The organism is Sinorhizobium sp. M4_45 (assembly GCF_002885915.1).
GTDB lineage: Bacteria > Pseudomonadota > Alphaproteobacteria > Rhizobiales > Rhizobiaceae > Sinorhizobium > Sinorhizobium meliloti_A.
This window is the reverse complement of the sequence record NZ_NWVE01000003.1, coordinates 216,138-240,373: the sequence shown is the minus strand read 5'-3', so window position 1 is coordinate 240,373 and position 24,236 is coordinate 216,138. Positions and strand designations below refer to the sequence as shown.

Here is a 24,236-nt window from a genome sequence, read left to right as displayed (position 1 = left end):
ATCTCCTCAATCAATTCTGTCGTCCCCCGCCTCCGCAGGAGTCCCGTACGACAAGCCGGCAGGGCAGCTTGCGCAGGCCGGGCTCGATCGTCCGCCCCTCTGCAAGTGCAAGCACCATCAGCCCGGCCTCCCGCCCAAGCTCCTTCAGGTTCATGTCGACGGTCGTCAGCGGCGGCCGCGTCTGCGCCGCCATGATCTCCCAATTGTCGAAGCCGATGACGGAGACATCCTCCGGCACCCTGACGCCGCGCTCGCGCAGCGCATCGACCACGCCGCGGGCGATCTGGTCGTTGCCGCAGAAGACGCCGTCGGGCCTCTCACCGCCCGCATCCCAGATGCGGCCGATCGCCTCGTGACCCCAGGCCTCCGACCAGACCCCATGCAGGACCGGCGCCCCATCGCCGGCGACGGCCCGAAATGCCTCGGCGCGCTCGACCGCGGAGGTAAATTCCAGCGGGCCTGTGATGTGCAACAGCCGCTTGCGGCCCATCTTCTGCAGCCGTCCTGCCGCCAGCCTCGCGCCATGACCGTCATCGGAGGTCAGCGTCACGCTGCCGGGCTCGCCCTTGGTGAAAGCATAGACGACGGGCACCGGCAGGCCGGCGAGATCGACCGGGAGAGACCTGTCGACCCGCTTGCCTGTCGCGATGATGCCGTCCACCTGCTTGTCCAGCATGGCGTCGACATGGATTTTCCCGAGCGCCGGGTCGTCCTCGATTGCGCAGAGGAAGACCGAAACCCCATGATCCACCAGCGCCTCGGAAATGCCGGCCATTACCGGAAGGGTGAAGCGGCCATAGGTGTCGTTGGTCAGAAGGCCGACTGTAAAGCTCCGGTTGCTGAGCAGGCCGCGGGCCAGCGCATTCGGACGAAAGCCGATTTCCGCCGCGAGATTCTTGATACGCTCACGCGTTCCGGCGGCCATGCGGCCGTTGTCGTTGAGAGCCTTGGACACGGTCGAAACGCTCACGCCGGCAACCCTTGCCAGATCGTGAATCGTGACCCGATGTCCCTTGCCGCGCTGCGAACTCAGCTTCGCCTCCTTTGAGATAAGCTGACGTGAGAAAACCTTTTCTCAGCGAGTCCGTCAAGATGAGAAAAGGTTTTCTCACGAAAAAGTATGATTTTTCCCGTTCCGCGTTAGCGATCCGCTGGCTCATCCCGCGGCGCGAGCGAAGCCCGCCTTCGCGGGACGATACGCTCCCCCGAGAGCTCCGCAGACGAGCGGCCGAGACGCTCACCCCGCGGGGTGATGCCAGGTCGAGGTTGATCGCCTATAGTCAGAGCCTGGGCTGCTCAGGAACTGCAGGCGGGGGACCTGCAGTCCGGAGCAGGTCTGCCCACTATGCAGGAGGGGCCGCCATGAGCATCGAAGCTGCAGTCGAGAGCAGGCTTGCCGACCGGATCTATTCCGCATTGCTTCACGAGACGACGTGGCAGAGTTTTCTCGACGGCTTGGCCGCTACGCTTCCGGACGGCCGATCGACCTTGTTCTATCACGACGTCGACAGTGGGGCTGGGGCATGGGAGCTTACATCGGGTCTGCCGGCCGACGTCGTCTCGGACTACGCCAGCCACTATGCGAAGCTCAATCCGTGGATGCCCGCAGCCTCTCGGCGGAAGATCGGGATCGGTATCGTCGCCGAGCAGATGCTGCCACGCGAGCAATTCGTGAAAACACCCTTCTACAACGACTTCTTTCGACCGATGGTCGGGGAAAGCGCGGTCGGCGTGACGCTCGCCAGAGAGCGCGGACAGTCAATGCTGCTGTCGATTACCACCTCGAGAGCCGATCCCGAGAAGAACCGGGACGTGGCCGATCTGCTGACGCGGTTGGCGCCGCATCTGCGGCGGGCCTTCCGGTACGCCAACCGGCGGAGCGCCGTCGCGTCCGAACTTGGCCGTTCCGTATGTCAGAAGAGTGAGCTGGGCGTCGTCGTCGTCGACGAAGGCGCTCGCGCGATCAATTTCGGCGCCCAGGGCCAGGCGATGGTCGAAGCGGGACGGGTCCTGAGGCTGACCCCCGGGGGAAAACTGCATATCCGGGACAGCGATGCTGACGCGGCACTCCATGGGATGCTCCGCCGCGGCTTCGACGGAGAGACGGCCACGACCTTCGTCCTCGGTTCGACGAAGCTCACGCTCATTCGCACGTGCAAGGACTGCGAGTCTGCCTATTTCGAAGGCCCTTCCGTGATCGTGCTGATCGAATCCCAAGCAAAGGAGCCGCCCCTGGATCTCAGGGGATTTGCAAGCGCGAATGGTCTGACGGCCGCGGAGTTGCGGGCAATGCAGGGTCTGATCTCGGGGCAGAATGCGGCGCGGATCGCCGATGCCGCCGGCATCTCGCGGGAGACGGTCAGGACCCAGGTGAAGAGCCTCTACGGCAAGCTCGGCGTCAGAAGCCAGATGGAGCTTCTTCGAATAAGCGGGCTGCTGCGAATGGAAAACTGACAATCGCTGGCGGGGGAAACGATGGCGACAATAGAGAGCCCGACCCAGTCGGGTCGTGGGAAGCGCTGGGGAACGAAAATCATGTACTCTTTGATTGCGGGCGCTGCCTCGCTTGGCACGGCGATGGCGGAGCCGAGATGGAAGATGCTGCCGGAAACGCCGGACCTTCCCGCAGCAGGGCGCGAGGGAGAGGCGCCGGTGAACGGCATCAAGATCTGGCATGCGGTCTACGGCAGCGGCGAGCCCGTCATCATGCTCCACGGCGGACTCGGCAATTCGAGCTATTGGGGAAACCAGATTTCCACGCTCGCCGGCTCCTATCAGGTCATCGTCATGGACAGCCGCGGCCATGGCCGCAGCACCCGGGATGAACGACCCTTGAGCTATGACCTCATGGCGACCGATGTGGTGGCGCTGATGGATTTCCTCGGCCTGCAGAAAGCCGCCATCGTCGGCTGGAGCGACGGTGCGATCATCGGACTGAAGCTCGCGACCGACCATGCGGAACGCATAAGCAGGGTGTTCGCTTTCGCAGCGAACAGCAAGCCGTCAGGCCTCTACCCACTGGACCAAAACGTATTGTTCAAAGCCTATCTCGACAGGGCGCGCGAAGAATATGTGAAACTGTCTCCCACACCGGGCGCCTACGGCGACTTCCGTAAGCAGATGGACCGGATGTGGGAATCGCAACCGAACCTCACCGCAGAGGCTCTCGGCAGCATCGCCGTTCCCGTTTGGGTCGTGGATGGTGACCATGAGGAGGTCGTCAGGCGAGAAGACACGCTGTTCATCGCGGACAGCATTCCCGCAGCGGGTTTATTGATCCAGCCGGAAGTCAGCCATTTTTCGCTGCTTCAGGATCCGGAGCAATTTACCGATCACATCCTGCATTTCCTGGGCCGGGAATGAGGGGGCGTCGCGGCGATTGCAGCCCGGCCGTCATATGACGGCCGGGCTGCAACCGGACTCCCGTCCGGGCCCCGGCGTCTTTCAGGAAAAGCTGAGTGCCCGGTCGCCCTGCTCGTCCCTGATGCGCGTCGGCAGGCCGATGCGGTTCAGGATGTCGAGGAAGGGCCGGGGCGGCAGTTCTTCGACATTTGCCATCTGCTTCACATCCCACTCGCCGCTGGCGATCAGCATCGCGGCGGCCACCGGCGGAACGCCGGCCGTATAGGAGATGCCCTGCGAGCCCACTTCCTCATAGGCTTGCCGGTGGTCGGCGACGTTGTAGATGAACACCTCGTGTTCCCTGCCGTCCTTGAGGCCCTTCACGAAATCGCCGATGCAGGTCTTGCCCTCGTAGCCGGGCGCGAGCGACGCCGGGTCCGGCAGGACTGCCTTGACCACCTTCAGCGGCACCACCTCGAGGCCCTCGGCCGTCTTGACCGGCTGCTCTGACAGGAGGCCCAAGTTCTTCAGAACCGTGAAGACGTTGATGTAATGGTCGCCGAAGCCCATCCAGAAGCGCACGTCGGCCCCGTCCATGTTCTTCGACAGCGAGTGAACCTCATCATGGCCGGTCATATAGGCCTTGCGCTTGCCGACGACGGGCAGGTCGAACTCCTTGCCGACCTCGAACATCCGGTTCGTCTGCCAGGCGCCCTTCTGCCAGGAATAGACGACGCCGGTAAATTCCCGGAAGTTGATCTCCGGATCGAAATTGGTGGCGAAATATTTGCCGTGGTTGCCGGCATTGATGTCGACGATGTCCACATCCGTGATCTTGTCGAAATATTCGTCCTTGGCGAGGCGCGCATAGGCATTGACCACGCCCGGGTCGAAGCCGACGCCGAGAATGGCGGTGATGCCCTTTTCCCTGCATTCGGCGGCGCGCTTCCATTCATAGTTCCCGTACCACGGCGGCGTCTCGCAGATCTTGTTCGGCTCTTCGTGGATCGCCGTGTCCATATAGGCCACACCCGTGTCCATGCATGCGCGCAGCACCGACATGTTGACGAAGGCGGAGCCGACATTGATCACGATCTGAGAGCCGGTGCTCACGATGAGCGCCTTCGTCGCCTCGACGTCGAGCGCGTCGAGCGCATGCGCCTCGAGCTTCACCTCGGTCTTCAGACTGTTCTTTTCGCGTACGGAGTCGATAATCTTGCGGCACTTGTCGACCGTGCGTGAGGCAACATGAATATCTCCCAATACATCGCTGTTCTGGGCGCATTTGTGCGCCACGACCTGTGCCACGCCACCGGCGCCGATGATGAGAACGTTCTTTTTCATTTCGGGGGATATCTCCTTCTACCCGTCTTGCTTGCGCGAAGCCTCAGGAGAGGCTCTGCTCGTAGTCCGCGTAGGTGAATTCGCGGACGGTCCTGACGCTTCCGTCAAGTTCCCTGATGGCGATCGCCGGCATCTTCACGCCGTTGAACCAGTTCTTCTTGACCATGGTGTAGCCGGCGGCGTCCTGAAACGAGATGCGGTCGCCGACCTTCAGCTCTTCGGCGAAGCGGAACTCGCCGAAGACGTCGCCGGCGAGGCAGGACTTGCCGCAGATCATGTAGCTATGCGGCCCCTCGTTCGGCGAAACCTTGGCCGCCTCGCGATAGATCAGCAGGTCAAGCATGTGCGCCTCGATCGAACTGTCGACGATGGCGAGATTCTTGCCGTTATAGAGCGTGTCGAGCACCGTCACTTCGAGCGTCGTGCTCTTCGTAATCGACGCTTCGCCCGGCTCCAGATAGACCTGAACGCCGTAGCGGTCGGAAAATGCCCTGAGGCGCGCCGAAAAGGCCTCGACGGGATAGTCGTCCCCGGTGAAGTGAATGCCGCCGCCGAGGCTTACCCAATCGACGCGGGCGATGAGCGAGCCGAACCTTTCCTCGATCCGAGCGAGCATCCGGTCGAAGAGACCGAAATCCTTGTTCTCGCAATTGTTGTGGATCATGAAGCCGTTGATCCGGTCCATGACGCGCTCGACCTTCGCCACGTCCCACTCGCCGAGCCGGCTGAAGGGACGCGCCGGATCGGCCAGGTCGAAGCTAGAGGAACTGACCTGAGGGTTGAGCCGCAGTCCGCGCGCGATGCCCGCCGCCTGGTCGGCAAAACGCTCCAATTGCGAGATCGAGTTGAAGATGATCTTGTCGGCGTGAGAGACCACTTCGTCGATCTCGTTGTCGCCATAGGCGACACTATAGGCATGGGTTTCCTTGCCGAACCGCTCGCGGCCGAGCCTCACCTCGAAGAGCGAGGAAGACGTGGTGCCGTCCATATGGTCGCGCATGAGGTCGAAAACCGACCAGGTGGCGAAGCACTTCAGCGCCAGCAAAGCCTTGGCGCCGGATTTCTCGCGCACATGGGCGATCCTTTCCATGTTGCGAGTAAGCTTGGCTTTGTCGATGAGGTAGTATGGGGTCTCGATCAAGGCAGGACCTGTCTGTTCTTAAATCCGAAACGGTCCTCCTAGGAAAACGTGGCCGTTTGCGCAACCCGGCTCGGCCGGCCGAGACAAAATGCCCGCCCCGTGGCCTTGCGGGGCGCGCCGTCAAAGGAAGCTGCCTCGCGCGGCAGCCTGGAGCAGCGGGTCGCAAGGGGGATCGGCGAATCCCGCCTCCGCAAGCGCACTCAGCGCCTCCGCGACCTTGTGAAGGCCGTGCGCCTGGGCATGATGCATCAGCCCGCCCCGCCAGCGCGGAAAGCCGTAGCCATGGATCTCCACGAGATCGATATCGGAGGCCCTCAGAGCCGTTCCGTCTTCGAGAATCCGCGTAGCCTCGTTGACCATCGGCCAAAAGATGCAGTCGGCGATGGCGGCCTCGTCCCAAACGCTTCGGGGCCGGCCCCGACCCTCGTCCGCGATGATGCGGGCGACCGTCGCGGAGGGCCGTGGCGTTCGGTCGCCGGGCGCGTAGTCGTACCAGCCGCCGCCGCTCTTCTGGCCGAAGCGCCCGATCTCCGAAAGACGGTCGGCGACCGGCGCAAAAGCCGTCTCGCCGCGGGCGCGGGCGGCACGGCGCTGGAAGGCGGCGATATCGAGCCCGCCGAGGTCCTGCGCCTCGAACGGCCCCATCGGCAGCCCGAAGGCGCGCATGGCGGCATCGACGGCGGCGGGTGTCGCGCCGCCGAGCAGCAGCCGCTCGGCCTGGGCCCGCATCACCTTGAGAATCCGGTTGCCGATGAAACCGTCCGAGATACCCGCGCGCACGGGGATTTTGTTCAGCATCCGCGCCAGCGCGAAACCGGTCGCCAGCACCTCGGGCGCCGTCGCTTGCGTGGGCACGATTTCGAGAAGCTTCATCACCTGCGCGGGGCTGAAGAAATGCAGCCCGAGAAACCGCTCCGGGCTCCCGATGTCCGCGGCGATCCGTTCGGGATCGAGATAGGACGTGTTCGTCGCGAGAATGGCGTCAGCGCGACAGACGGCGGCGAGCCTTCGAAAGACATCGCGCTTCACGTCGAGATCCTCGAAGACCGCCTCGATGATCAGGTCCGCCTCGGCGAGCGCCGTATAATGCGTCGTGCCGGTAACGGCTGCCAGGCGCTCGGCCGCAAGCCTCACGGAGATGCGTCCGCGCTTCACCGCGCCGTTGAAGATTGCGCGCAGCCTGGCAAGCGCCCGTTCCACCGCCGCCTCGTCGCGCTCGACCAGGACGAGCGGAACTCCGGCGTTGAGCAGGACCGCGGCGATGCCGGTTCCCATGGTGCCGCCGCCGATCACCGCCGCCGAACGGATGGGGCGCGGCTCGATGCCGGCTAGCGCCGGCGGACGGCGTGCGGCGCGCTCGGCATGATAAACGTGGCGCAGCGGGTTGCCGGTGGCGACGACGGCGACCCCGTCTCTATGCACGATGCTGAGGGGCACGATGCTCGTCCTCCGTGCGTCATGATTGACCGGCGGGTCGGTCCATGCAAGGCTTTTATGGGCGGGACCGAGGGTGCAGGGAGGAAACATGTCCGATTCCGACACCGTGCTGTCGGCGCTTGAAGCCGGCGTCCTGCGCCTGACGCTCAACCGGCCCGACAAGCTCAATGCCTTCAACGAGGAAATGCATCTGGCACTGCGCGCCGGCTTCGAGCGCGCCGGATCGGACGACGATGTGCGTGCCGTGATGCTGACGGGAGCGGGACGCGGCTTTTCCGCGGGCCAGGATCTCGGCGACCGCGATCCCCGCAAGGGCGGCACGCCGGACCTCGGCCACACGATCGAGACCTTCTACAATCCGCTCCTGAAGCTGATCCGAAGCCTGGAAAAGCCCGTCGTCTGCGCCGTCAACGGGGTTGCCGCCGGGGCCGGCGCCAACATCGCCTTCGCCTGCGACATCACGCTTGCCGCCCGCTCCGCCCGCTTCATCCAGGCCTTCGCGAAAATCGGACTGGTGCCCGATTCCGGCGGAACCTGGAGCCTGCCGCGGCTCGTCGGCGAAGCGCGGGCCAAGGGGCTGGCGATGACGGCCGAACCGCTGGACGCAGAGACGGCGGCGAGCTGGGGCCTGATCTGGCGCGCCGTCGACGACGCGGCGCTGATGGACGAGGCCTCCGCACTTGCCGTGCGGCTCGCTGCCGGGCCGACCAGGGGGCTCGGTCTGACCAAGCGCGCGATCCACGCCGCCGCCACCCATTCCTTCGACGAACAACTCGACCTCGAACGCGACCTGCAGCGCGAAGCCGGCCGCAGCGCCGACTATGCAGAGGGCGTGGCAGCCTTCCTGGAGAAGCGCAACCCGGAATTCAGGGGTCGCTGACCGATGCGGCGGAGCTTGACGCCGGCCCCCCTCTGAATTGGATCGGCAGGGCGGAGAGGGTATCGACGCCATCCGATCGGAGTCCGTCTACTCCCCAACATCCCGCCCCGTTTCCGCGACCGTCTTCAGCCGATGGGCGAATTCCCGCCGAAGCGTGCGGCGCAGCTCGGCCGCCTGGTGGCGGCGTTTTTCGGTTGCCGTCTCCGGATGGTACTCCGGGACCGTGACGGGACGGCCCGCTTCGTCGACGGCGACCATGGTGAAATAGCAGGAATTGGTGTGCCGCCGCGTGCCCGCCCGGATGTTTTCCGCCTCCACCCTTATTCCGACCTCCATCGAGGTACGGCCGGCATAGTTGATCGCCGCGCGGAAGGTGACGAGTTCGCCGACATGGATCGGCTCCTTGAAGATCACCTGGTCGACCGAGAGCGTCACCGCATATTGCTTGGAAAAGCGCGACGCGCAGGAGAAGGCCACTCGGTCGAGCAGGTTCAATAGCGCACCGCCATGCACCTTGCCGCTGAAATTCGCCATGTCCGGCGTCATCAGGACGGTCATCACCAGATGCCGCGTCTCCTGCTCCGTCATCATTCTTCCCCGCTTCCGGTCTTCGCCACCATGGTCAATACATCATATTGCGCGACGGTTGCGCCAGTCTGGTTGGAGACGCGGCAGTCCCATCGCACCTCCCCATAGTCGGCATTCATTCGCGGGCTGATCTCCTTGCAGGTGAGGCGGACCTGAAGCGTGTCGCCGGGATAGACGGGCGTCAGGAAGCGCAGCCCGTCGACGCCGTAATTTGCGAGCACCGGCCCCGGGGCGGGATCGACGAAGAGACCGGCGGCCAGGGAAACGACGAGATAACCATGCGCGACGCGCCCGTCGAAGAACGGATTGGCGCGGGCGGTCTCCTCGTCCATATGCGCGTAGAACGTATCGCCGGTGAACTCGGCGAAATGCTCGATGTCTTCGAGCCTGACGGTGCGCGTCGCCGTGACGATCTGGTCGCCGACCCGCAGCTCTGCCAGCGACTTGCGGAAGGGGTGCTCGCCCCCGGCTCGCGCCGGCGCACCCTCCATCCAGCGGCCGGTGACCGCCGAGACGAGAGCCGGCGCGCCCTGAACGGCCGTGCGCTGCATGTAGTGCCTGACGCCCCGCATGCCGCCGAGTTCCTCGCCGCCGCCCGCCCGGCCCGGGCCGCCATGGACGAGACCAGGCAAGGGCGAGCCGTGCCCGGTCGAGGATTTCGCGCTCAGGCGGTTGCCGATCATCACACGGCCATGGAACGGCGCCATGCCGATCACCAGCTCCTGCGCAATATCGGGATCATTGGTAAAGACGGAGGTGACGAGACTCCCCCTTCCGCGCCGGACGAGTTCAACCGCCTCTTCCGCCGTATCATAGGGCATGATCGTGCTCACGGGGCCGAAGGCCTCGACGTCGTGGACCGACCGCGCTGCGCCGGGACGATCGCAATAGAGAAGAACGGGGTTGAGGAAAGCCCCCGCCTCCGCATCGCCGGAGACGAGCTGCGGCCTTGCCGGATCGCCTGCAACGATCTCTGCATCCGTTGTGAGATCGCGGATGCGCGCCCTCACCTCTTCACGCTGGCCGAGGCTTGCGAGCGGCCCCATCCGCACGTTCTCGTCGGCGGGATCGCCGAGCGGAACCTTGGCAAGCCGCTCGCCGAGAGCGGCGACCAGCGCGTCGCAATGGGCCCGCGGCGCAATCACCCGGCGAATGGCCGTGCATTTCTGCCCGGCCTTGGACGTCATCTCGCGGGCGACTTCGCGAATAAAAAGATCGAATTCCTCCGTTCCAGGGGCCGCATCGAGCCCAAGGACAGCCGCATTGAGGCTATCGGCTTCCATGGTGAAGCGCACCGAATTGCCGACGATCGCGGGATGGGTCTTGAGCTTGCGCCCGGTCGTGGCCGAACCGGTGAAGGTCACCACGTCCTGGTCGCCGACATGATCCAGAAGATCGCGCGAGGAGCCGCAGACGAGCTGGAGCGCGCCTTCCGGAAGCAAACCGGTGTCGACGATCCGCCGCACCACCAGCTCGGCGAGATAGGCGGTCTGGCTCGCAGGCTTGACGATCGCAGGCATCCCCGCCAGCAGCGTCGGCGCGAGCTTTTCGAGCATGCCCCAGCAGGGAAAGTTGAAGGCATTGATGTGCACCGCGATGCCCTGAAACGGTGTCAGGATATGTTGGGCGGAAAACGTATCGTCGCGTGACAGCGCCTCGACGCCGCCGTCAAGGAGGACGCGGCTGTTCGGTAGCTCCCGCCTGCCCTTCGACGCATAGGAGAAGAGTGTCCCGATGCCGCCTTCGATGTCGATCCAGCTGTCTGCACGCGTGGCGCCGGTGGCGGTGGAGAGCGCATAGAATTCCTCCTTGCGCTCCATCAGTACCTGGGCAAGCGCCTTCAGCATCATCGCCCGCTCGTGGAACGACATCCGGCGAAGCGCCGGCCCGCCCTTTTCGCGTCCATAGGCAAGCGCGGCGGCGAAATCGATGCCGCCGGAATCGACGAGCGCCACCGGCGCGCCGGTCGCGGCGTCGCAAAGGGTCACGCCGTCCTTCGCTCCGCGCATCCAGGTGCCGGCGATATAGCTTTCGAGCCGGCGCGGCCGGTCCGCCACTGCGTTCATCGGATGGTCCTCCCGTCAGTTCAGCTTCAGCGTCGGCTCGGCATCGGCGGTCACTGATCGTAGCTGACCACGATCCGGTCGCTGAGCGGATAGGATTGGCAGGTCAGCACATAGCCCTGCTCTACCTCGTAGTCCTCGAGCGCGTTGTTGCTCTCCATCTCCACCTCGCCTTCAAGCACCTTGGCGCGGCATGAGGAGCAGACCCCCGCCTTGCAGGCAAATGGTGCGTCCATGCTGTTTTCGAGCACCGCTTCGAGCAGGCTCAGCCCCTCTTTCGGAAAGGTGAAGCTGCGCGTGGCGCCGTCGAGTATCACGGTCGCCTCGCAGCGCGCCCGGCTATCGGCGCCGGCGGCGCTTTCGACCTTGCGCCGGGCACGGCCGGGCTGGGAGGAGGCGAACAGCTCGAACTTGATCCGATCGTCGCCAAGGCCATGCGCGCGAAGTGCTGCGGCAACCGCGAGCATCATCGGCTCAGGCCCGCAGATGAAGGCGGTATCAGCCGACCTTACATCGATCCAGCTCCGGAAGAGGGCAGTGCATTTTTCCTGATCGAGCCGGCCGCTGAACAGGTCGACCTCCTGGGCTTCGTTCTCGAGGACGTGCAGAACGGAAAGCCGCCCCAGATAGAGGTTCTTGAGGTCGTCCAGTTCCTCGCGGAACATGATCGAGCTGAAGTGGCGGTTGGCATAGACAAGCGTGAACGCGGACCGCGGCTCCCGCGCGAGCACCGTCTTGATGAGCGAGAGCACCGGCGTGATGCCGCTGCCGCCCGCAAAGCCGAGATAGTGTCTGGCGGCCTCCGGCTCGATAGGCGTGAAGAAGGCCCCCATCGGCGGCATGGCTTCCAGCGTGTCGCCGGGCGCGAGCTCCTCATTCGCCCAGCTGGAGAAGCAGCCGTCATCGACGCGCTTGATGCCCACCTTCAGGGCGCCTTCGTCGAGACCGGCGCAGATCGAATACGAACGGCGCAGTTCCTCGCCGCCGAAGAGGCGGCGGAACGTCAGATATTGCCCCTGCTTGAAATCGAAGGCGGCGCGGTCCTCCTCGCGCGGCTCGAGCGTCACGACCACGGCATCGCGCGTATCACGCCGGACGTCGATGACCTGAAGAGGATAAAAGCGTGCCATATGAGCGTTCTTCCGCCTCGTATTCAGATGCATTTGAAATAATCGAAGGGCTCCAGACAGTCCCGGCAGCGATAGCTCGCCTTGCAGGGCGTCGATCCGAACTGGCTGACCTTTTCGGTCCGGGCGGAGCCGCAACGCGGACAGGAGACCGTCTGCGCCGCGCCGCCCGAGAGGCCTTCGATCCGTTTCAACAGCCTGCCCTCGGCACCGGTGCCGTCGACGGGAGCCGCAATGCCGTAGCTTTCAAGCTTTTCGCGGCCCTCGGCGCTGATCCAGTCGGTGGTCCATGCGGGCGAGAGCTGGCGTTCGAGCCTGACACTCTCGATGCCGTTCTCCTTGAGCTGCCGCTCGATATCGAGATTGATGACCGCCGTGGCGGGACAGCCCGAATAGGTCGGCGTCACCGTCACCACCAGCGTTTCGCCATCCCAGCCGACGTTGCGGACGATGCCGAGGTCGGTCACGGAGATGACCGGAATTTCCGGGTCCGGCACTTGCGAGAGCCAGTGCCACACATCCGCGATCGAGGGGCGTATCGCCGTTGCCATGCGAGCCTCCTACCAGCTGGCGCCGGGATAGGCGCGCTGCAGGAACTGCATCTCGGCGAGCACATAGCCGAGATGCTCCGTATGGAGGCCGCGCTTGCCGCCCCCGTGCATATAGCGGTCCTCCGGTTTTTCGAGCGTCGCCGCGCGCAGTGTCTCGGCGGCCAGCGCCTCCCAATCGGCCCTCAAGCTCTCCGGTTCCGGCGCGACGCCGGCAGCCGCAAGGGCGAGGTCGTGCGCCTCGCTCACGAACATCTCGCCGGTATAGGGCCAGAGATCGTCCAGCGCCTCCTGCATCCGGGCGTGGCTTTCCGCCGTTCCGTCGCCGAGGCGGATCACGAGATCGCGGCTCCGTTCGAGATGATAGGCCACCTCCTTCGACGCCTTCTCGGCTATCCCGGCAATGCGCGGCTCGCGGGAGCCGCGAAGGCCTTTCAGTGCGAGATAGTGCCATGCATCGAACAGGAACTGGCGCATCAGCGTCTCGCCGTAATCGCCGTTTGGCCGCTCGGTAAGCAGCAGGTTGCGGAAGTCTCGCACGTCTCGGAGATAGGCAAGATCGTCCGCGCTGCGGCCCCTTCCCTCGACCTCGCCTGCAAGGCCGAGCCAGAGCTGCGTCTGGCCGATGAGGTCGAGTGCCGTGTTGGCGAGCGCGATGTCCTCTTCGAGAGCCGGGGCGTGGCCGCACCATTCCGAAAGGCGATGGCCGAGGATCAGCGTATTGTCGCCCATGCCGAGCAGGAAATCGAAAAGCGCGGCCCGGTCGACGGCCGCCTGCATCGCGGTTGTCTGAACCATCACATATGCCCTGCCTCATCCGGAATGTCGAAGAAAGTCGGGTGACGGTAGACCTTCGCATTCGCAGGTTCGAACAACGGGCCCTTTTCCGAGGGCGCGCTTGCCGCTATGTCGCTCGAACGCACCACCCAGATGCTGACGCCCTCGTTGCGGCGGGTGTAGACGTCACGGGCGTTGTTGATCGCCATTTCGGCATCCGGCGCGTGCAGGCTGCCGACATGGCGATGGCTCAGGCCGTGCTGGCCGCGGATGAAGACTTCCCAGAGGGGCCATTCGCTGGACATAACGTTTCGCTCCCGATGTTCATTCGGCGGCGACCGGCTGCGCGCGACGTACGGCCTTTTCGGCATGTGCCGTCAGGCCGTCCCGGAACCAGGCGCCGTCCTCCCAGGCCGTCCTGCGCGCGCCGAGACGCTCGGCATTACAGGGGCCATTGCCGGCGATCACCTCGAAAAATTCGTTCCAGTCCGGCTCGCCGAAATCGTAGCCGCCTTTTTCCTCGTTCCACTTCAGATCCGGATCGGGGATGGTCAGTCCGAGATATTCTGCCTGTGGTACCGTCTGGTCGACGAATTTCCGTCTGAGTTCGTCGTTGGAGTTCTGCTTGATCTTCCAGGCCATCGACTGGGCCGAGTGGACCGAGGCGTCGTCCGACGGGCCGAACATCATCAGCGACGGCCACCACCAGCGGTTCAGTGCGTCCTGCACCATGGCCTTCTGGGCAGGCGTGCCCTTCATCATCTTGATCAGGATGTCGTAGCCCTGCCGTTGATGGAAGCTCTCTTCCTTGCAGATGCGGATCATCGCGCGCGAATAGGGTCCGTAGGAACAGCGCTGCAGCGGCACCTGATTCATGATCGCCGCGCCGTCGACGAGCCAACCGATGGCACCGATATCCGCCCAGCTGAGCGTCGGATAATTGAAGATCGACGAATACTTGGCCTTGCCGGAATGGAGCTGCTCGTAAAGCGCGTCGCGGCTCACCCCCAGCGTCTCGGCGGCGCAGTAGAGGTAGAGACCATGCCCCGCCTCGTCCTGAACCTTGGCGAGCAGGATCGCCTTGCGCTCCAGCGTCGGCGCACGGGTGATCCAGTTGCCTTCGGGAAGCTGGCCGACGATCTCGGAATGGGCGTGCTGGCTGATCTGGCGGATGAGCGTCTTGCGATAGCCTTCCGGCATCCATTCCTTCGGCTCGATCTTCTGACCCGCGTCGATCCGCTCCTGGAAAGCGCGCTCTTGCGGGTCCATATCGTCGCGGCTTTTGACCCGCGGGGCATCCGTCTTCACCATCTGAGCATACATGCTGCTCTCTCCTCCGCCAGGGGCGTTCGGGAGTGATGTCGATGCAGTTCCTTTTGACCGATCGGTTAGAATTTAGCGCAGGACATGTCACACTTCAACGTCATTTACACATTTTTCTGTGACATTTAATGAATGAGATGGGGCGGGTATTTTCGTCCGTCTTCGTACGCGTCGCAGGAATGAGGAACGAAGGAGCGCGGCAGGTCAACCGGGGCCGCCGGCTTTCCCAGGCGCAGCTTCGCCGCTCAGCATTTGAAGCCGATGCTCCGTCGCGCCGGTCGCCTTCGGCAGCGGACCGGTGAGAGTGACGCAGTTCCGCCCGACATGCAGGTCCGCCTGGGGAGACAGGCTGCGGTATAGCCGGGCGAACAGGCGGCGGGCTTCGTCCCCCGGCCAATCGGCGGGCAGAATTTCGGCTGGCAGGCGCGGCTCGCGGAGCGTCACGAAGCGGAACTGGTGTACCATGAGTAGGCGTGCAGAGAGGCACTCAGCGGGAGCAATCGCCGTAGCGGTATCCGGAAGATCGGCGAGCCTGCCGAAGCAGGCAAGGAACCGCCGGTAGGCCTGCGCGTGAGGTGCGAGGTCCCAACAGTCCGAGGCAAAGGCCTTCAACTCGCTCGCGCCCTGGGCAGGCTCCGCGCGGAAGACCACGGCGGGCATGATCGCGCTCGGAAACGGCCGCACGCCGACCGCGAGCCGGGGGCCCAGGCGCGCATGACCGGAGCGCTCGAGCACCTGCATCCGCTCCTCGGCCGACGAACCCATCAGCTGCACGAAGTGCCAGCTCGCTTCCTCCGGAGGTCCGAAGATCACCTGCGCCGCCGCGGCGAATTCCGCGCGTGCGGCATCCGTCAGCCGATAGAAGCTGCGCCGTCCCTCCCGCTCTCCGGCGAGCTGGCCGGCGGCGACGAGACGGGATACGGCGGTTCTCACAAGCGTCTCGCTGATGCCGACTCCGGCGCAGATCTCGATCAGGTTGCCGATCCAGATCGCGCCGCCGCGCGGCTCCACCACGTCGCCATAGATGGTGACGATGAAGCTTGCGGCCCTGAGCGGCGTTTCATCCAGAATTGCCCGGATGATCCTAGAGCCCTGCTCTGCCGAATTTTCGCCGTTCGCCTGCATCCGACCGCCTTCCGAGCCCCACCCGCTGCGTGTTTTTAAACCGTAGCCGATTAAAGAACAAAAACATGCAGCAGATCAAAGAAAGCCAGCGCCGCGCGTCTGATCAGATGCGTGGCGCTGGCGTGAACGGTGCCGAGCCTGTTGCGGTGTTCGCAACCGGCAGGGCCAATGCGGCGGGTGGCCTTATGCCGTTATTTCACCAGGGTCAGTTTCACGCTGGCAATTCCAACAGCAACATTCAGCCCGGTCTGGCCGTCAATCTTCACCGGCTGCAGCGCGATTTCCTTTTTCGAGCCGACCAGGGATTTCGCGCCCAGCCCGAGTCCGGCTGCGAATTCGGCGGAAAGGCCGAAATAGTTGCCGGCAAGAGCGCCCTTGAGCTTGGTTTTGGCTTCGCGTAGACCGACCACACGACGCGGCTCTCCGCCGTCACGCCGATATCGAGGCCCAGCTTGTCGATCGTGCCGCTATATTTGTAAGGCGACTTTTGTCCGTCTGCTTCGAAAACGCACGTCAGCGCTTTCGACGAACCCACGACCAGGCCGATACCTGCCGCAATGTCGCAGGAGAGTGTGCCGCGTTTTACGAACTCGGCCTGAGCCTGCCCCTTGGCCTCCTCGGCCGTCGCGCCGGACACTGCGATAGCGCTGAAAGCGAGGCCGCCAACTGTCGCGCGGATCAGGACGTTACGGAATCGTTCAATCATTAATGCTTCCTTACTGTGGGTTACGGCCTTTGAGTCAGGCATTGTCGAAAGCAGGCTTGAAGCCGCCAAGACCAGTTTCGGAAAGCGCTGCCTGTCGCAAAACATCTTGCCTGCGTGCGCTCCGTATAGCCGCTGTCCCACATCTCCCAGACCACGTCTATTGGACTACGGGCTTGCGCCCGGTCTTAGGCCTTCACCATGAAAACCCAGAAATCTCGAGTGCGGCGGTTGCGCCAGTCCGCATAACGATGCGGCCCCGGAACCGATCGGTTCCGGGGCCGTCTGGTCGCCTGACCGGGAGAAGAAATCAGGCGGCCGCTACCTTCTTCGTCACACGCGCCCATTCCGGAATCCAGTCGCGGTGCGCCGCCAGCAGATCGTCCACGAGCGACCAGATCTGGTCGAGATCGAGCTCGGCGGCGGTATGCGGATCCATCATCGCCGCGTGATAGAGGTGCTCGCGGTTCTCGGTGACGAGCGCCTGGACAGTCAGCTCCTGGACGTTGATGTTGGTGCGGATCAGGGCCGTGAGCTGCGGCGGCAAGGCGCCGATATAGGTCGGCTGGATGCCGGACGAATCGACGAGGCAGGGCACTTCCGCCGCACAGTTTTCCGGCAGCGAGGTGATGCAGCCATTGTTCCTGAGGTTGCCGTAGATGACCGAAGGTTCGCCGGTCCAGACCGAATTCATGATCGAGGAGGCATATTCACGGCTCTCCGCGACTTCGATCGTCTCGGCTTCCTTGAAGGCGGCCGCCTGTCCCTTCCAGCGCTCGATCTGCTCGACGCAGCGCTTTGGATATTCATCGAGCGGAATGCCGAATTTCTCGATCAGATCGGGGCGCCCGTCCTTGATGAAGTAGGGCGTGTACTCGGCGAAATGCTCCGAGCTCTCGGTGACGAAGTAGCCGAGCCGCGTCAGCATTTCGTAGCGCACCTTGTTCGGGCAGCGCGGATTCCAGTGGCTGGGCTTCGGGAAACGGCCCTCGCGGTAGCCGCGGATCAGGTCCGGATAGAGATCGCGATAGCTGCCGTCCTTCTGACGGTGCTCGAACTTGAGATAAAACGCCATGTGATTGATGCCGGCGGCGCGGTAGCGGATCTCTTCGACTGGAATGTCGAGGTCCCGGGCAAGCTCGAAAGCCGTGCCCTGCACCGAATGGCAGAGGCCCACCTGTTTGATCGCCGGATATTTCTCGGCGATCGCCCAGGTGTTTATCGCCATCGGATTCACATATTGCAGAAGGATCGCCTCGGGGCAGACCTCGAGCATGTCCTCGCAGATCTTCCACAGATGCGGCACGGTGCGGAGCCCGCGCATGATGCCGCCGACGCCCAGCGTGTCGGCGATCGTCTGACGCAGCCCGTATTTCTTGGGCACTTCGAAATCGGTGACGGTGCAAGGCTCGTAACCGCCGATCTGGAAAGCGACGACGACGAAGTCCGCTCCTTCCAGAGCCTTGCGCTGGTTCGAATGGGTTTCGATCCTGGCATCGGCGCCAAGAGTGCGCGCGAGTTTGCCGGCGACGATCTCGCTTTCGGCGAGCCGCTCGGGGTTGACGTCCATCAAGGCGATGGTTGCGGCCGAAAGCGCCGGCCGCTGCAAAATGTCGCCGATGATGTTCTTCATGAAAACGGTGGAACCGGCGCCGATGAAAGTAATCCTGGGTCGTCTCGTCATGGGATAGCCTCTGTTTGAATTCACGCGGCCACTTCGAAGGCGGCCTTAACCAGCCGCTTCGTGTAGGCAGTCTTGGGATTGTTGAGGATTTCGCTCACCGGCCCCTCTTCGACGATCTTGCCTTCCTGCATGACGACCACGCGGTGGCAGAGCGCGCGCACGACCTTCAGGTCGTGGGAGATGAAGAGATAGCTCAGACCGCGCTCGTCCTGCAGCCGGCGCAGGAGTTCGATGATCTGCGCCTGCACCGAAAGGTCGAGCGCCGAGGTCGGCTCGTCGAGCAGGATGAATTCCGGTTCCAGCGCGACGGCCCGGGCGATCGCGATGCGCTGGCGCTGGCCGCCTGAGAATTCGTGCGGGAAGCGCGAAAGGATGTTCGACGGCATGCCGGCGCTGACGAGCGCGTCCTCGACGCGCTTCAGCCTGTCCTTTCGGTTTTCACCGATGCCGTTGACGATCAGACCCTCCTCTATGATCTGGCCGACCGACATTCGCGGGTTGAGCGAGGAGAAGGGATCCTGAAAGACGATCTGGATCTTCGAGCGAAGCGGCCGCATGCCCTTGCGGTCCTTGTCGTGGATCGGCTCGCCTTCGAAATAGATCTCCCCGCCATCGGTGTTGAGAAGCCGGATCAGGGCCTGACCGAAAGTGGTCTTGCCGGAACCGGACTCGCCCACCAGCCCGAGCGTTTCGTGCCGGCGAAGATTGAGGCTGAGCCCGTCGACCGCGACGAGCTCTTTGAAATCCGGCCTGAAGAACCCACCCTTCTTCAAAGTGAAGGACACACGGACATTGCGGCCGTCGAGCAGGATCGGCGCGTCGTCCGGCAACGGATTGGCAGAACCGGAGGGTTCGGAGGAAAGCAGCCGCCGCGTATAGGCATGCTGCGGATCGGCAAACAGCGCCTCCGTCGTATTGTGTTCCTTCACCTCGCCGAGCTGCATGACATAGACGTAATCGGAGAATTGGCGGACCACCGTCAGGTCATGGGTGATCAGGATCACCGCCATGCCGAGCTCCTGCTGCAGCTTGCGGATGAGGTTGAGAATTTGCGCTTGCACCGTCACGTCGAGCGCCGTCGTCGGCTCGTCGGCAATCAGCACGTCCGGATCGTTGGCAAGCGCCATGGCGATCATCACGCGCTGGCGCTGACCGCCGGAAAGCTGATGCGGATACTGGTTGAGCCGTGCTTCCGGGTCGGGAATCTGGACATGACGCAAGAGCTCCAGCGCCCGCTCGGCGGCGGCGCGCCGGCTGACGCGGCGATGCGCCCGGATCGCCTCGATGATCTGGCTGCCGATCGTGTAGACCGGGTTCAGGGAGCTCATCGGCTCCTGGAAGATCATCGAGATACGATCGCCGCGCAGCGCCCGGCGCTCTCTCTTCGAGAATTTCAACACGTCCCTGCCGTCATATTCGATGCGTGCCTGCGGCGCGATCGTAGCGCGCTTCGACAAGAGCCCCATGACGGTGCGCGCCGTCACCGACTTGCCGGAGCCGGATTCGCCGACGATCGCCACCGTCTCGCCGCGGTAAAGCTGAAAGGAGACATCCTTCACCGCCTCGACGGTGCCGTTCTCGACCTTGAAGGATACCGCCACCTTTCGGGCATCGATCACCGGCCTCGCATCCTTCGTATCGCGGTCGCGCCGTTCCTCGGGTGCCGGGACAACACTTTCGATCGTTACCATCGGCATGCTCCTCAATAGGGGTCGATTGCGTCGCGCAGGCCGTCCCCCAGCGCATTGAAGGCGAAAACGGTGACGAGCACGAAGGCGACGGGCGAGAGGATCCAGGGATAGGAACCGATCGCGGAATAATTCGCCGTGTCCTGCAGCATCAGCCCCCAGGAGATCAGCGGCGGCTTGACCGCAAAGCCGAGGAACCCGAGGAACGATTCGAGCAGCACCACCTGCGGGATGGCGAGCGTCACCGCGACGATGACGTGGCTCATCACGTTCGGGAAGATGTGCTGGAATATGATGCGTCGGTCCGTGGCGCCGATGGCGATCGCCGCCCGCACATATTCGATCCGGGCAAGCGCCAGGGTCTTGCCGCGCACCTCGCGCGACATCTGCGCCCAGCCGAGCGCGGACATCACGATGATGACGAAGGCGAGAAAGACATTGGTCGGCGCGGTGACCGGGATCAGCGAGGCGAGCGCCAGATAGAGCGGCAATTGCGGGAAGGCGAGTACCAGCTCGACGAAACGCTGCACCCAGGCATCGAAGCGCCCGCCGTAATAGCCGGACACCATGCCGACGGTCGTCCCGACCACGGTGACGATGAAGACGACGGTGAGGGCAATCATCAGCGAGATGCGCGAGCCGTAGAGGATGCGGGACAGCACGTCGCGGCCGAACTTGTCGGTGCCGAGCAGATGCACCGGCGTACCGTCGACGGCGCCGAACAGATGCCGCTCGGCCGGGATCAGCCCGAAGAGCCTGTAGGGTGCGCCCTTGACGAAGAAGCCGAGGACCTGCGGGTTGTCGTAATCCGGTCCGATGATCGGCTGGAAGGTGACCGGATCGAGCTCCTCCGTCTCTCGCACCGGATAGCTCCTCGGCGGAAAGACGAAATTGCCCTCCTTGTCCCGGAAGCTGATCGTCTGCGGCTGCGCGAAGGCCACGTCCGTCGCCTTCGGATCGACGGGCGACAGGAACTCGGCGAAGACCGCCATAAGGATCAGGAGGCAGACGAGGACAAGGCCGAGCAGGCCGGTCCAGGAACGCTTCAGCCGCCGCCAGACGAGGGCGGAGTAGCTCTCGTGGTGGTGTTTTTCCTCGGGCTCGATCGCCACCGGAAAAGTGCCTTCGGCTTCGACTGTCATGCGTATACCCCCCCTCCCATGCGCACGCGCGGATCGAGCGCGGCGAGCATCATGTCGGCGATGATGTTGCCGACGATCAGCGTTGCGGAGAGGACCAGCATGAATGTCGCCGTCACGTAGACGTCGCCCACCCACATGGAACCGACGATCGCCGGCCCGACGGTCGGCAGCGCGAAGATGATCGCCGTCTCGATCTCGCCGGTCAGCATGTAGGGAAGCACGACGCCCTGGTACATGATCAGCGGGTGCAAGGCGTTCGGCACCGCATGGCGCATGACGACCGCACCCTCGCTCAGGCCCTTGGCGCGTGCCGTTTCGACATATTGCGCGTTCAGCGTATCGAGGAGATTGCCCCGCATCACCCGCATATTGTAGGCGAGCCCGCCGAAGGTGGCGATCGCCACGACCGGCCAGACATGTTTGACCAGGTCGACGAACTTGTCCCAGGACCAGGGCGCCCCGCCGTAGCGGGCGGAATGGAAGCTGTTGATCTCGCTGACATTGAAATGGAAGACGAGGATATAGACGATGATCAGCGCCATAAGAAAGCGCGGCACCGTCATGCCGAGAAACGATACGGTCGAAAGCAGACTGTCTATCCAGGAATATTGCCGCGTCGCCGCGATGATGCCGAAAGCGATGCCGATCACCGAAGCCAGGATGTGGCAGACGAGCGCCAGCGCCAGCGTTCGCGGCAGGCGCTCGCCGACCACGTCGGCCACGGGCTTGTTGTAGTAGAGGCTGTGGCCGAAATCGCCGCGCGTCACGATGCCCGTTATCCAGTCGACGTACTGGATCGGCAGCGGCTTATCGAGGCCGTGCTCCTTGCGGTAGGCCTGCGCCTGAGCATCCGCCTCCTCGAAAGAAGCGCCGCCCTGATTGATGAGCTGCGAGCGGATGTAGTCGCTGTAATCTCCCGGCGGCGCCTGGATGATGCCGAAGGTCACCACGCTCAGGACGAGCAGCACCGGAATGGCAGAGGCGATTCGGACAAGCAGAAATCTGAACATGCCGTTTCCTTCTGTCTCGAGTTCCGCGAGAGCCATGCCTGTATCGGCTCGCGGCGGCGTGAAGGGCTTGCACCCTCGCCGGCTCCTTTCCTCGGAGCCGGCGGAGGCGGTTCAGCTTCAGTTGATCGGGCCGCTTTCGCCCGGCTTGCCGGGAAGCTGCTCGGGATAGAGTTCGTAGTCGCCCTGCTTGTCGGCGGCAACGTAGACCCGTTCGCGGATGATCGTGTCTTCCGCCCAGTTGAACATGAAGATCGGCGCGCCCGGAGGAATGTTCGAGAAGCGCTTGTTGATGATCAGCGCGCCCGGATACTCCGTCAGGCCGACGGTATCGACATTGGTGGTGGCTACCTTCTGGTATTGCTTCATCAGCTTCGTTCGCTCGTCATTGTCGTTGCTGGCGATGAACTTGTTGACGATGTCGACGAGCTCCTGCTCGTGGGGCATGACATCGACTTCGCCGCCTTCCGGAGCGCGGTGATGCCAGCTCGTGCGCGGGCCGGTCGGGGCGAGCTGAGGCGTGTTCTGCACCACGGAAGCAAATTCGGCCGTGTTGCGATGAATCATCCAGTCGAAGCGGCCGGCATAATTGGCGGCGTCCCGCTGCTTGCCGTCGAGTGCATTGAGGACGACCCGGAGCCCGAGCTTCTCCATCTGCCCGACCATCCCTTCGGCAAGATTACGGTCGGTGCTGTAGTCGGAATTGACGAGCAGAACGATTTCGACGTCGCGGCCGCCAAGCTTGTCGGCCGGGAAATTGACGAAGCCGTTGCCGTCCGTGTCCTTGAGCCCCACCTTTTCGAGAAGCGCCTTGGCGCCTTCGAGATCGTGGGGGTAGTAGATGGTGGAGTTCCGGTCGTAGAAGCTCGTGCCGGAGGAAAGCCCGCCCGGATAGATCGCCGTAAAGGGACCCTTCACCAGGGCTTCGCCAAGCTTCTTGCGGTCGACCGCCATGGTGACGGCCTTGCGGAAGTCCAGGTTGCGGTTGAGCTCTCGCACCGCCTTCGCGCGTTCGTCCGGGTCTCCCCAGCCATTGCCGGAGAAGTTCATGTGCATGTTATAGCCGATGACGCGCGGACCGAAGGCAAGCCGCGCCGGCGCGCTCTCATTGGCGGCGCGCTTCAGCGATTCCACGAAGTTTTCCGGCTGTTCGAGGTTCGAAATATCGCCCGAACCCGCGATCGCCTGCACGTCGCGGTCGGCCCAGGTCGACAGCTTGTAATGGACTTCGTTCAGATAGGGGAGCTGATTGCCGGCCTCGTCGACCTTCCAGTAATAGGGATTGCGGCGCAGCACGATGATGTCGTCAGGACGATAGGCGACCGGCACCCATGCACCCATCACCGGAAGGTTCATATATTCGGCGGGGAAGCCGTTCTTGTATTCGTTGTAGGTCGTGCCGGCATATTTCGGATGCTTGGTCTTGAGGATATGCGACGGGCCGGGGCAGAAGGTACCGTAGGCCATCGCGAAAAGATGCTGGCGCGGGAAGGCCTCCTTGAAGACCCATTCGACCGTATACTGGTCTATCTTCTTGAGGGTCGTGCCCTCGCCGAAGGTTTCGGGCGTCGCCCCGTTCAAGGGTGAAACGCTCGAGTCGAGGACATTGTCCTCCCAGTAGAACATGACGTCATCGGCATCGAAAGGATCGCCGTCCGACCATTTCGCGCCCTCGATCAGATGCATGGTCAGCTTGCGTCCGTCCTCCGACCAATCCCAGCTTTTCGCGAGATTCGGCAGCGGCTCCATATCGTCGGCCTCGACCTGGAAGAGCGGCGCGGTGCGCGTCAGGCACTCGAACATGCCGATGTCGATGCCGCCCCATCCTTGGGTCTGGCCTGCGCTGTAATTCCAGCCTTCCGGCCGGCCGCCGATCACGTGGCGCATGACATCGCCATAAACGCCCATGCCATCGGGCATGTTGCCGGTCTTGTAGACCATGGGTTCCTTCGGAAGCCGCTCGGCCACCGGCGGCAGCTTGCCGGCCTTGACGAATTTCTCGGTGACCCATTCGGGCTCCCTGTATTCGGGCAGCGCCTTGAACTCGAGAATGGAATCGCGCGACACATAGGTGACCTTGCCCTGCGCCGGAAAGGGCGGCTGCTCCGGCACCACGGTCGGCTCGGATGCGAAGGCCTGCACGGCAAAGGCGGATATGCCGATCAGCAGGCTCGCGGTCATATTCAGTCGATGCGTTTTCATGTCCCAGGTTCTCCCTCCTGTCTTCGCCGGGCCGGGGCGGCCGGCGCTCCTCTTCCTTCGTGGCACTCGCGTCTCCTCACGCAGGTGACCTCGCGCATTCCTCAATTTGCGGGCG

At 63.7% G+C, this 24,236-nt stretch carries 20 protein-coding genes and 1 pseudogene; 3 read left to right on the top strand and 18 right to left on the bottom strand.

What is annotated here, in order from left to right:
• Positions 1 to 10: 10 nt before the first annotated feature.
• Complete coding sequence (locus CN933_RS11385; RefSeq protein WP_234841195.1) at positions 11 to 970, bottom strand: LacI family DNA-binding transcriptional regulator; 960 nt, start codon at positions 968 to 970, stop codon at positions 11 to 13.
• A 392-nt stretch (positions 971 to 1,362) separates the two neighbouring features.
• Here CN933_RS11385 and CN933_RS11380 point away from each other — a divergent pair, with 392 nt between their 5' ends.
• Both CN933_RS11380 and CN933_RS11375 read left to right on the top strand, forming a co-directional pair.
• A complete protein-coding gene (locus CN933_RS11380) occupies positions 1,363 to 2,454 on the top strand; it encodes a helix-turn-helix transcriptional regulator (RefSeq protein ID WP_180980706.1) in 1,092 nt (363 codons plus the stop codon).
• Between the two features lie 81 nt (positions 2,455 to 2,535).
• Positions 2,536 to 3,363: an alpha/beta fold hydrolase gene (locus CN933_RS11375; protein ID WP_102761557.1), complete on the top strand. Its 828-nt coding sequence runs from the start codon at positions 2,536 to 2,538 to the stop codon at positions 3,361 to 3,363.
• Between the two features lie 81 nt (positions 3,364 to 3,444).
• Here the strand turns inward: CN933_RS11375 and CN933_RS11370 are convergent, their stop codons facing one another.
• The 3 genes from CN933_RS11370 to CN933_RS11360 all read right to left on the bottom strand — a co-directional run bounded on the left by CN933_RS11370 (position 3,445) and on the right by CN933_RS11360 (position 7,264).
• Positions 3,445 to 4,686, bottom strand: coding sequence for a saccharopine dehydrogenase family protein (locus CN933_RS11370; RefSeq protein WP_100671101.1), 1,242 nt, complete (start codon positions 4,684 to 4,686; stop codon positions 3,445 to 3,447).
• Positions 4,687 to 4,729: 43 nt separating this feature from the next.
• Positions 4,730 to 5,827: a carboxynorspermidine decarboxylase gene (gene nspC / locus CN933_RS11365; protein ID WP_102761556.1), complete on the bottom strand. Its 1,098-nt coding sequence runs from the start codon at positions 5,825 to 5,827 to the stop codon at positions 4,730 to 4,732.
• Positions 5,828 to 5,947: 120 nt separating this feature from the next.
• Complete coding sequence (locus CN933_RS11360; RefSeq protein WP_102761755.1) at positions 5,948 to 7,264, bottom strand: 3-hydroxyacyl-CoA dehydrogenase family protein; 1,317 nt, start codon at positions 7,262 to 7,264, stop codon at positions 5,948 to 5,950.
• Between the two features lie 88 nt (positions 7,265 to 7,352).
• Here CN933_RS11360 and paaG point away from each other — a divergent pair, with 88 nt between their 5' ends.
• Positions 7,353 to 8,144 (top strand): 2-(1,2-epoxy-1,2-dihydrophenyl)acetyl-CoA isomerase PaaG, encoded by a 792-nt coding sequence (gene paaG, locus CN933_RS11355; protein WP_102761555.1) that lies wholly within the window; start codon positions 7,353 to 7,355, stop codon positions 8,142 to 8,144.
• Between the two features lie 87 nt (positions 8,145 to 8,231).
• Here the strand turns inward: paaG and CN933_RS11350 are convergent, their stop codons facing one another.
• From CN933_RS11350 to CN933_RS11285, 14 genes and pseudogenes are all read right to left on the bottom strand, one after another.
• The gene (locus tag CN933_RS11350; protein ID WP_018096076.1) at positions 8,232 to 8,732 is read right to left on the bottom strand and encodes an acyl-CoA thioesterase; all 501 of its coding nucleotides are present in this window, start codon (positions 8,730 to 8,732) and stop codon (positions 8,232 to 8,234) included.
• Complete coding sequence (gene paaZ, locus CN933_RS11345; protein WP_102761554.1) at positions 8,732 to 10,798, bottom strand: phenylacetic acid degradation bifunctional protein PaaZ; 2,067 nt, start codon at positions 10,796 to 10,798, stop codon at positions 8,732 to 8,734. Before paaZ ends, CN933_RS11350 begins: the two co-directional genes overlap by 1 nt.
• Before the next feature lie 50 nt (positions 10,799 to 10,848).
• The gene (gene paaE / locus CN933_RS11340; protein WP_102761553.1) at positions 10,849 to 11,925 is read right to left on the bottom strand and encodes a 1,2-phenylacetyl-CoA epoxidase subunit PaaE; all 1,077 of its coding nucleotides are present in this window, start codon (positions 11,923 to 11,925) and stop codon (positions 10,849 to 10,851) included.
• 23 nt (positions 11,926 to 11,948) lie between these two features.
• A complete protein-coding gene (paaD, locus tag CN933_RS11335; protein WP_100671089.1) occupies positions 11,949 to 12,473 on the bottom strand; it encodes a 1,2-phenylacetyl-CoA epoxidase subunit PaaD in 525 nt (174 codons plus the stop codon).
• A 9-nt stretch (positions 12,474 to 12,482) separates the two neighbouring features.
• Positions 12,483 to 13,268 carry a 1,2-phenylacetyl-CoA epoxidase subunit PaaC gene (gene paaC / locus CN933_RS11330; RefSeq protein WP_102761552.1) on the bottom strand — a complete coding sequence of 262 codons (786 nt, stop codon included), beginning with the start codon at positions 13,266 to 13,268 and terminating at the stop codon, positions 12,483 to 12,485.
• Complete coding sequence (gene paaB, locus CN933_RS11325; protein ID WP_100671085.1) at positions 13,268 to 13,552, bottom strand: 1,2-phenylacetyl-CoA epoxidase subunit PaaB; 285 nt, start codon at positions 13,550 to 13,552, stop codon at positions 13,268 to 13,270. The genes paaC and paaB overlap by 1 nt, the downstream gene beginning before the upstream one ends.
• Positions 13,553 to 13,571: 19 nt before the next feature.
• A complete protein-coding gene (gene paaA, locus CN933_RS11320; protein WP_102761551.1) occupies positions 13,572 to 14,570 on the bottom strand; it encodes a 1,2-phenylacetyl-CoA epoxidase subunit PaaA in 999 nt (332 codons plus the stop codon).
• 204 nt (positions 14,571 to 14,774) lie between these two features.
• Positions 14,775 to 15,695: a phenylacetic acid degradation operon negative regulatory protein PaaX gene (gene paaX / locus CN933_RS11315; protein WP_102761550.1), complete on the bottom strand. Its 921-nt coding sequence runs from the start codon at positions 15,693 to 15,695 to the stop codon at positions 14,775 to 14,777.
• A gap of 191 nt (positions 15,696 to 15,886) precedes the next feature.
• Positions 15,887 to 16,401: pseudogene (locus CN933_RS11310) on the bottom strand (DUF992 domain-containing protein).
• 307 nt (positions 16,402 to 16,708) lie between these two features.
• Entirely contained in the window at positions 16,709 to 18,082 is a 1,374-nt protein-coding gene (locus tag CN933_RS11305) for an alpha-glucosidase/alpha-galactosidase (protein WP_018096068.1), read from the bottom strand.
• A 20-nt stretch (positions 18,083 to 18,102) separates the two neighbouring features.
• Positions 18,103 to 19,773 carry an ABC transporter ATP-binding protein gene (locus tag CN933_RS11300; protein ID WP_018096067.1) on the bottom strand — a complete coding sequence of 557 codons (1,671 nt, stop codon included), beginning with the start codon at positions 19,771 to 19,773 and terminating at the stop codon, positions 18,103 to 18,105.
• A gap of 11 nt (positions 19,774 to 19,784) precedes the next feature.
• On the bottom strand, positions 19,785 to 20,912 hold the full coding sequence (locus CN933_RS11295; protein WP_102761549.1) for an ABC transporter permease: 1,128 nt from the start codon (positions 20,910 to 20,912) through the stop codon (positions 19,785 to 19,787).
• Positions 20,909 to 21,922 carry an ABC transporter permease gene (locus CN933_RS11290; protein ID WP_100671602.1) on the bottom strand — a complete coding sequence of 338 codons (1,014 nt, stop codon included), beginning with the start codon at positions 21,920 to 21,922 and terminating at the stop codon, positions 20,909 to 20,911. Before CN933_RS11290 ends, CN933_RS11295 begins: the two co-directional genes overlap by 4 nt.
• A gap of 117 nt (positions 21,923 to 22,039) precedes the next feature.
• Positions 22,040 to 24,121 (bottom strand): ABC transporter substrate-binding protein, encoded by a 2,082-nt coding sequence (locus CN933_RS11285; RefSeq protein WP_102761548.1) that lies wholly within the window; start codon positions 24,119 to 24,121, stop codon positions 22,040 to 22,042.
• Positions 24,122 to 24,236 lie beyond the last annotated feature (115 nt).

What these genes read in the sequence shown, in the direction of transcription:
- CN933_RS11300 (WP_018096067.1), bottom strand. Translation starts at nt 19,773, where the DNA reads ATGGTAACGATCGAAAGTGTTGTCCCGGCACCCGAGGAACGGCGCGAC.
- paaA (WP_102761551.1), bottom strand. Translation starts at nt 14,570, where the DNA reads ATGTATGCTCAGATGGTGAAGACGGATGCCCCGCGGGTCAAAAGCCGC.
- paaG (WP_102761555.1), top strand. Translation starts at nt 7,353, where the DNA reads ATGTCCGATTCCGACACCGTGCTGTCGGCGCTTGAAGCCGGCGTCCTG.
- paaC (WP_102761552.1), bottom strand. Translation starts at nt 13,268, where the DNA reads ATGGTTCAGACAACCGCGATGCAGGCGGCCGTCGACCGGGCCGCGCTT.
- paaE (WP_102761553.1), bottom strand. Translation starts at nt 11,925, where the DNA reads ATGGCACGCTTTTATCCTCTTCAGGTCATCGACGTCCGGCGTGATACG.
- CN933_RS11375 (WP_102761557.1), top strand. Translation starts at nt 2,536, where the DNA reads ATGTACTCTTTGATTGCGGGCGCTGCCTCGCTTGGCACGGCGATGGCG.
- CN933_RS11285 (WP_102761548.1), bottom strand. Translation starts at nt 24,121, where the DNA reads ATGAAAACGCATCGACTGAATATGACCGCGAGCCTGCTGATCGGCATA.
- CN933_RS11295 (WP_102761549.1), bottom strand. Translation starts at nt 20,912, where the DNA reads ATGACAGTCGAAGCCGAAGGCACTTTTCCGGTGGCGATCGAGCCCGAG.
- CN933_RS11350 (WP_018096076.1), bottom strand. Translation starts at nt 8,732, where the DNA reads ATGACGGAGCAGGAGACGCGGCATCTGGTGATGACCGTCCTGATGACG.
- paaX (WP_102761550.1), bottom strand. Translation starts at nt 15,695, where the DNA reads ATGCAGGCGAACGGCGAAAATTCGGCAGAGCAGGGCTCTAGGATCATC.
- CN933_RS11290 (WP_100671602.1), bottom strand. Translation starts at nt 21,922, where the DNA reads ATGTTCAGATTTCTGCTTGTCCGAATCGCCTCTGCCATTCCGGTGCTG.
- paaB (WP_100671085.1), bottom strand. Translation starts at nt 13,552, where the DNA reads ATGTCCAGCGAATGGCCCCTCTGGGAAGTCTTCATCCGCGGCCAGCAC.
- CN933_RS11370 (WP_100671101.1), bottom strand. Translation starts at nt 4,686, where the DNA reads ATGAAAAAGAACGTTCTCATCATCGGCGCCGGTGGCGTGGCACAGGTC.
- paaZ (WP_102761554.1), bottom strand. Translation starts at nt 10,798, where the DNA reads ATGAACGCAGTGGCGGACCGGCCGCGCCGGCTCGAAAGCTATATCGCC.
- CN933_RS11305 (WP_018096068.1), bottom strand. Translation starts at nt 18,082, where the DNA reads ATGACGAGACGACCCAGGATTACTTTCATCGGCGCCGGTTCCACCGTT.
- paaD (WP_100671089.1), bottom strand. Translation starts at nt 12,473, where the DNA reads ATGGCAACGGCGATACGCCCCTCGATCGCGGATGTGTGGCACTGGCTC.
- CN933_RS11380 (WP_180980706.1), top strand. Translation starts at nt 1,363, where the DNA reads ATGAGCATCGAAGCTGCAGTCGAGAGCAGGCTTGCCGACCGGATCTAT.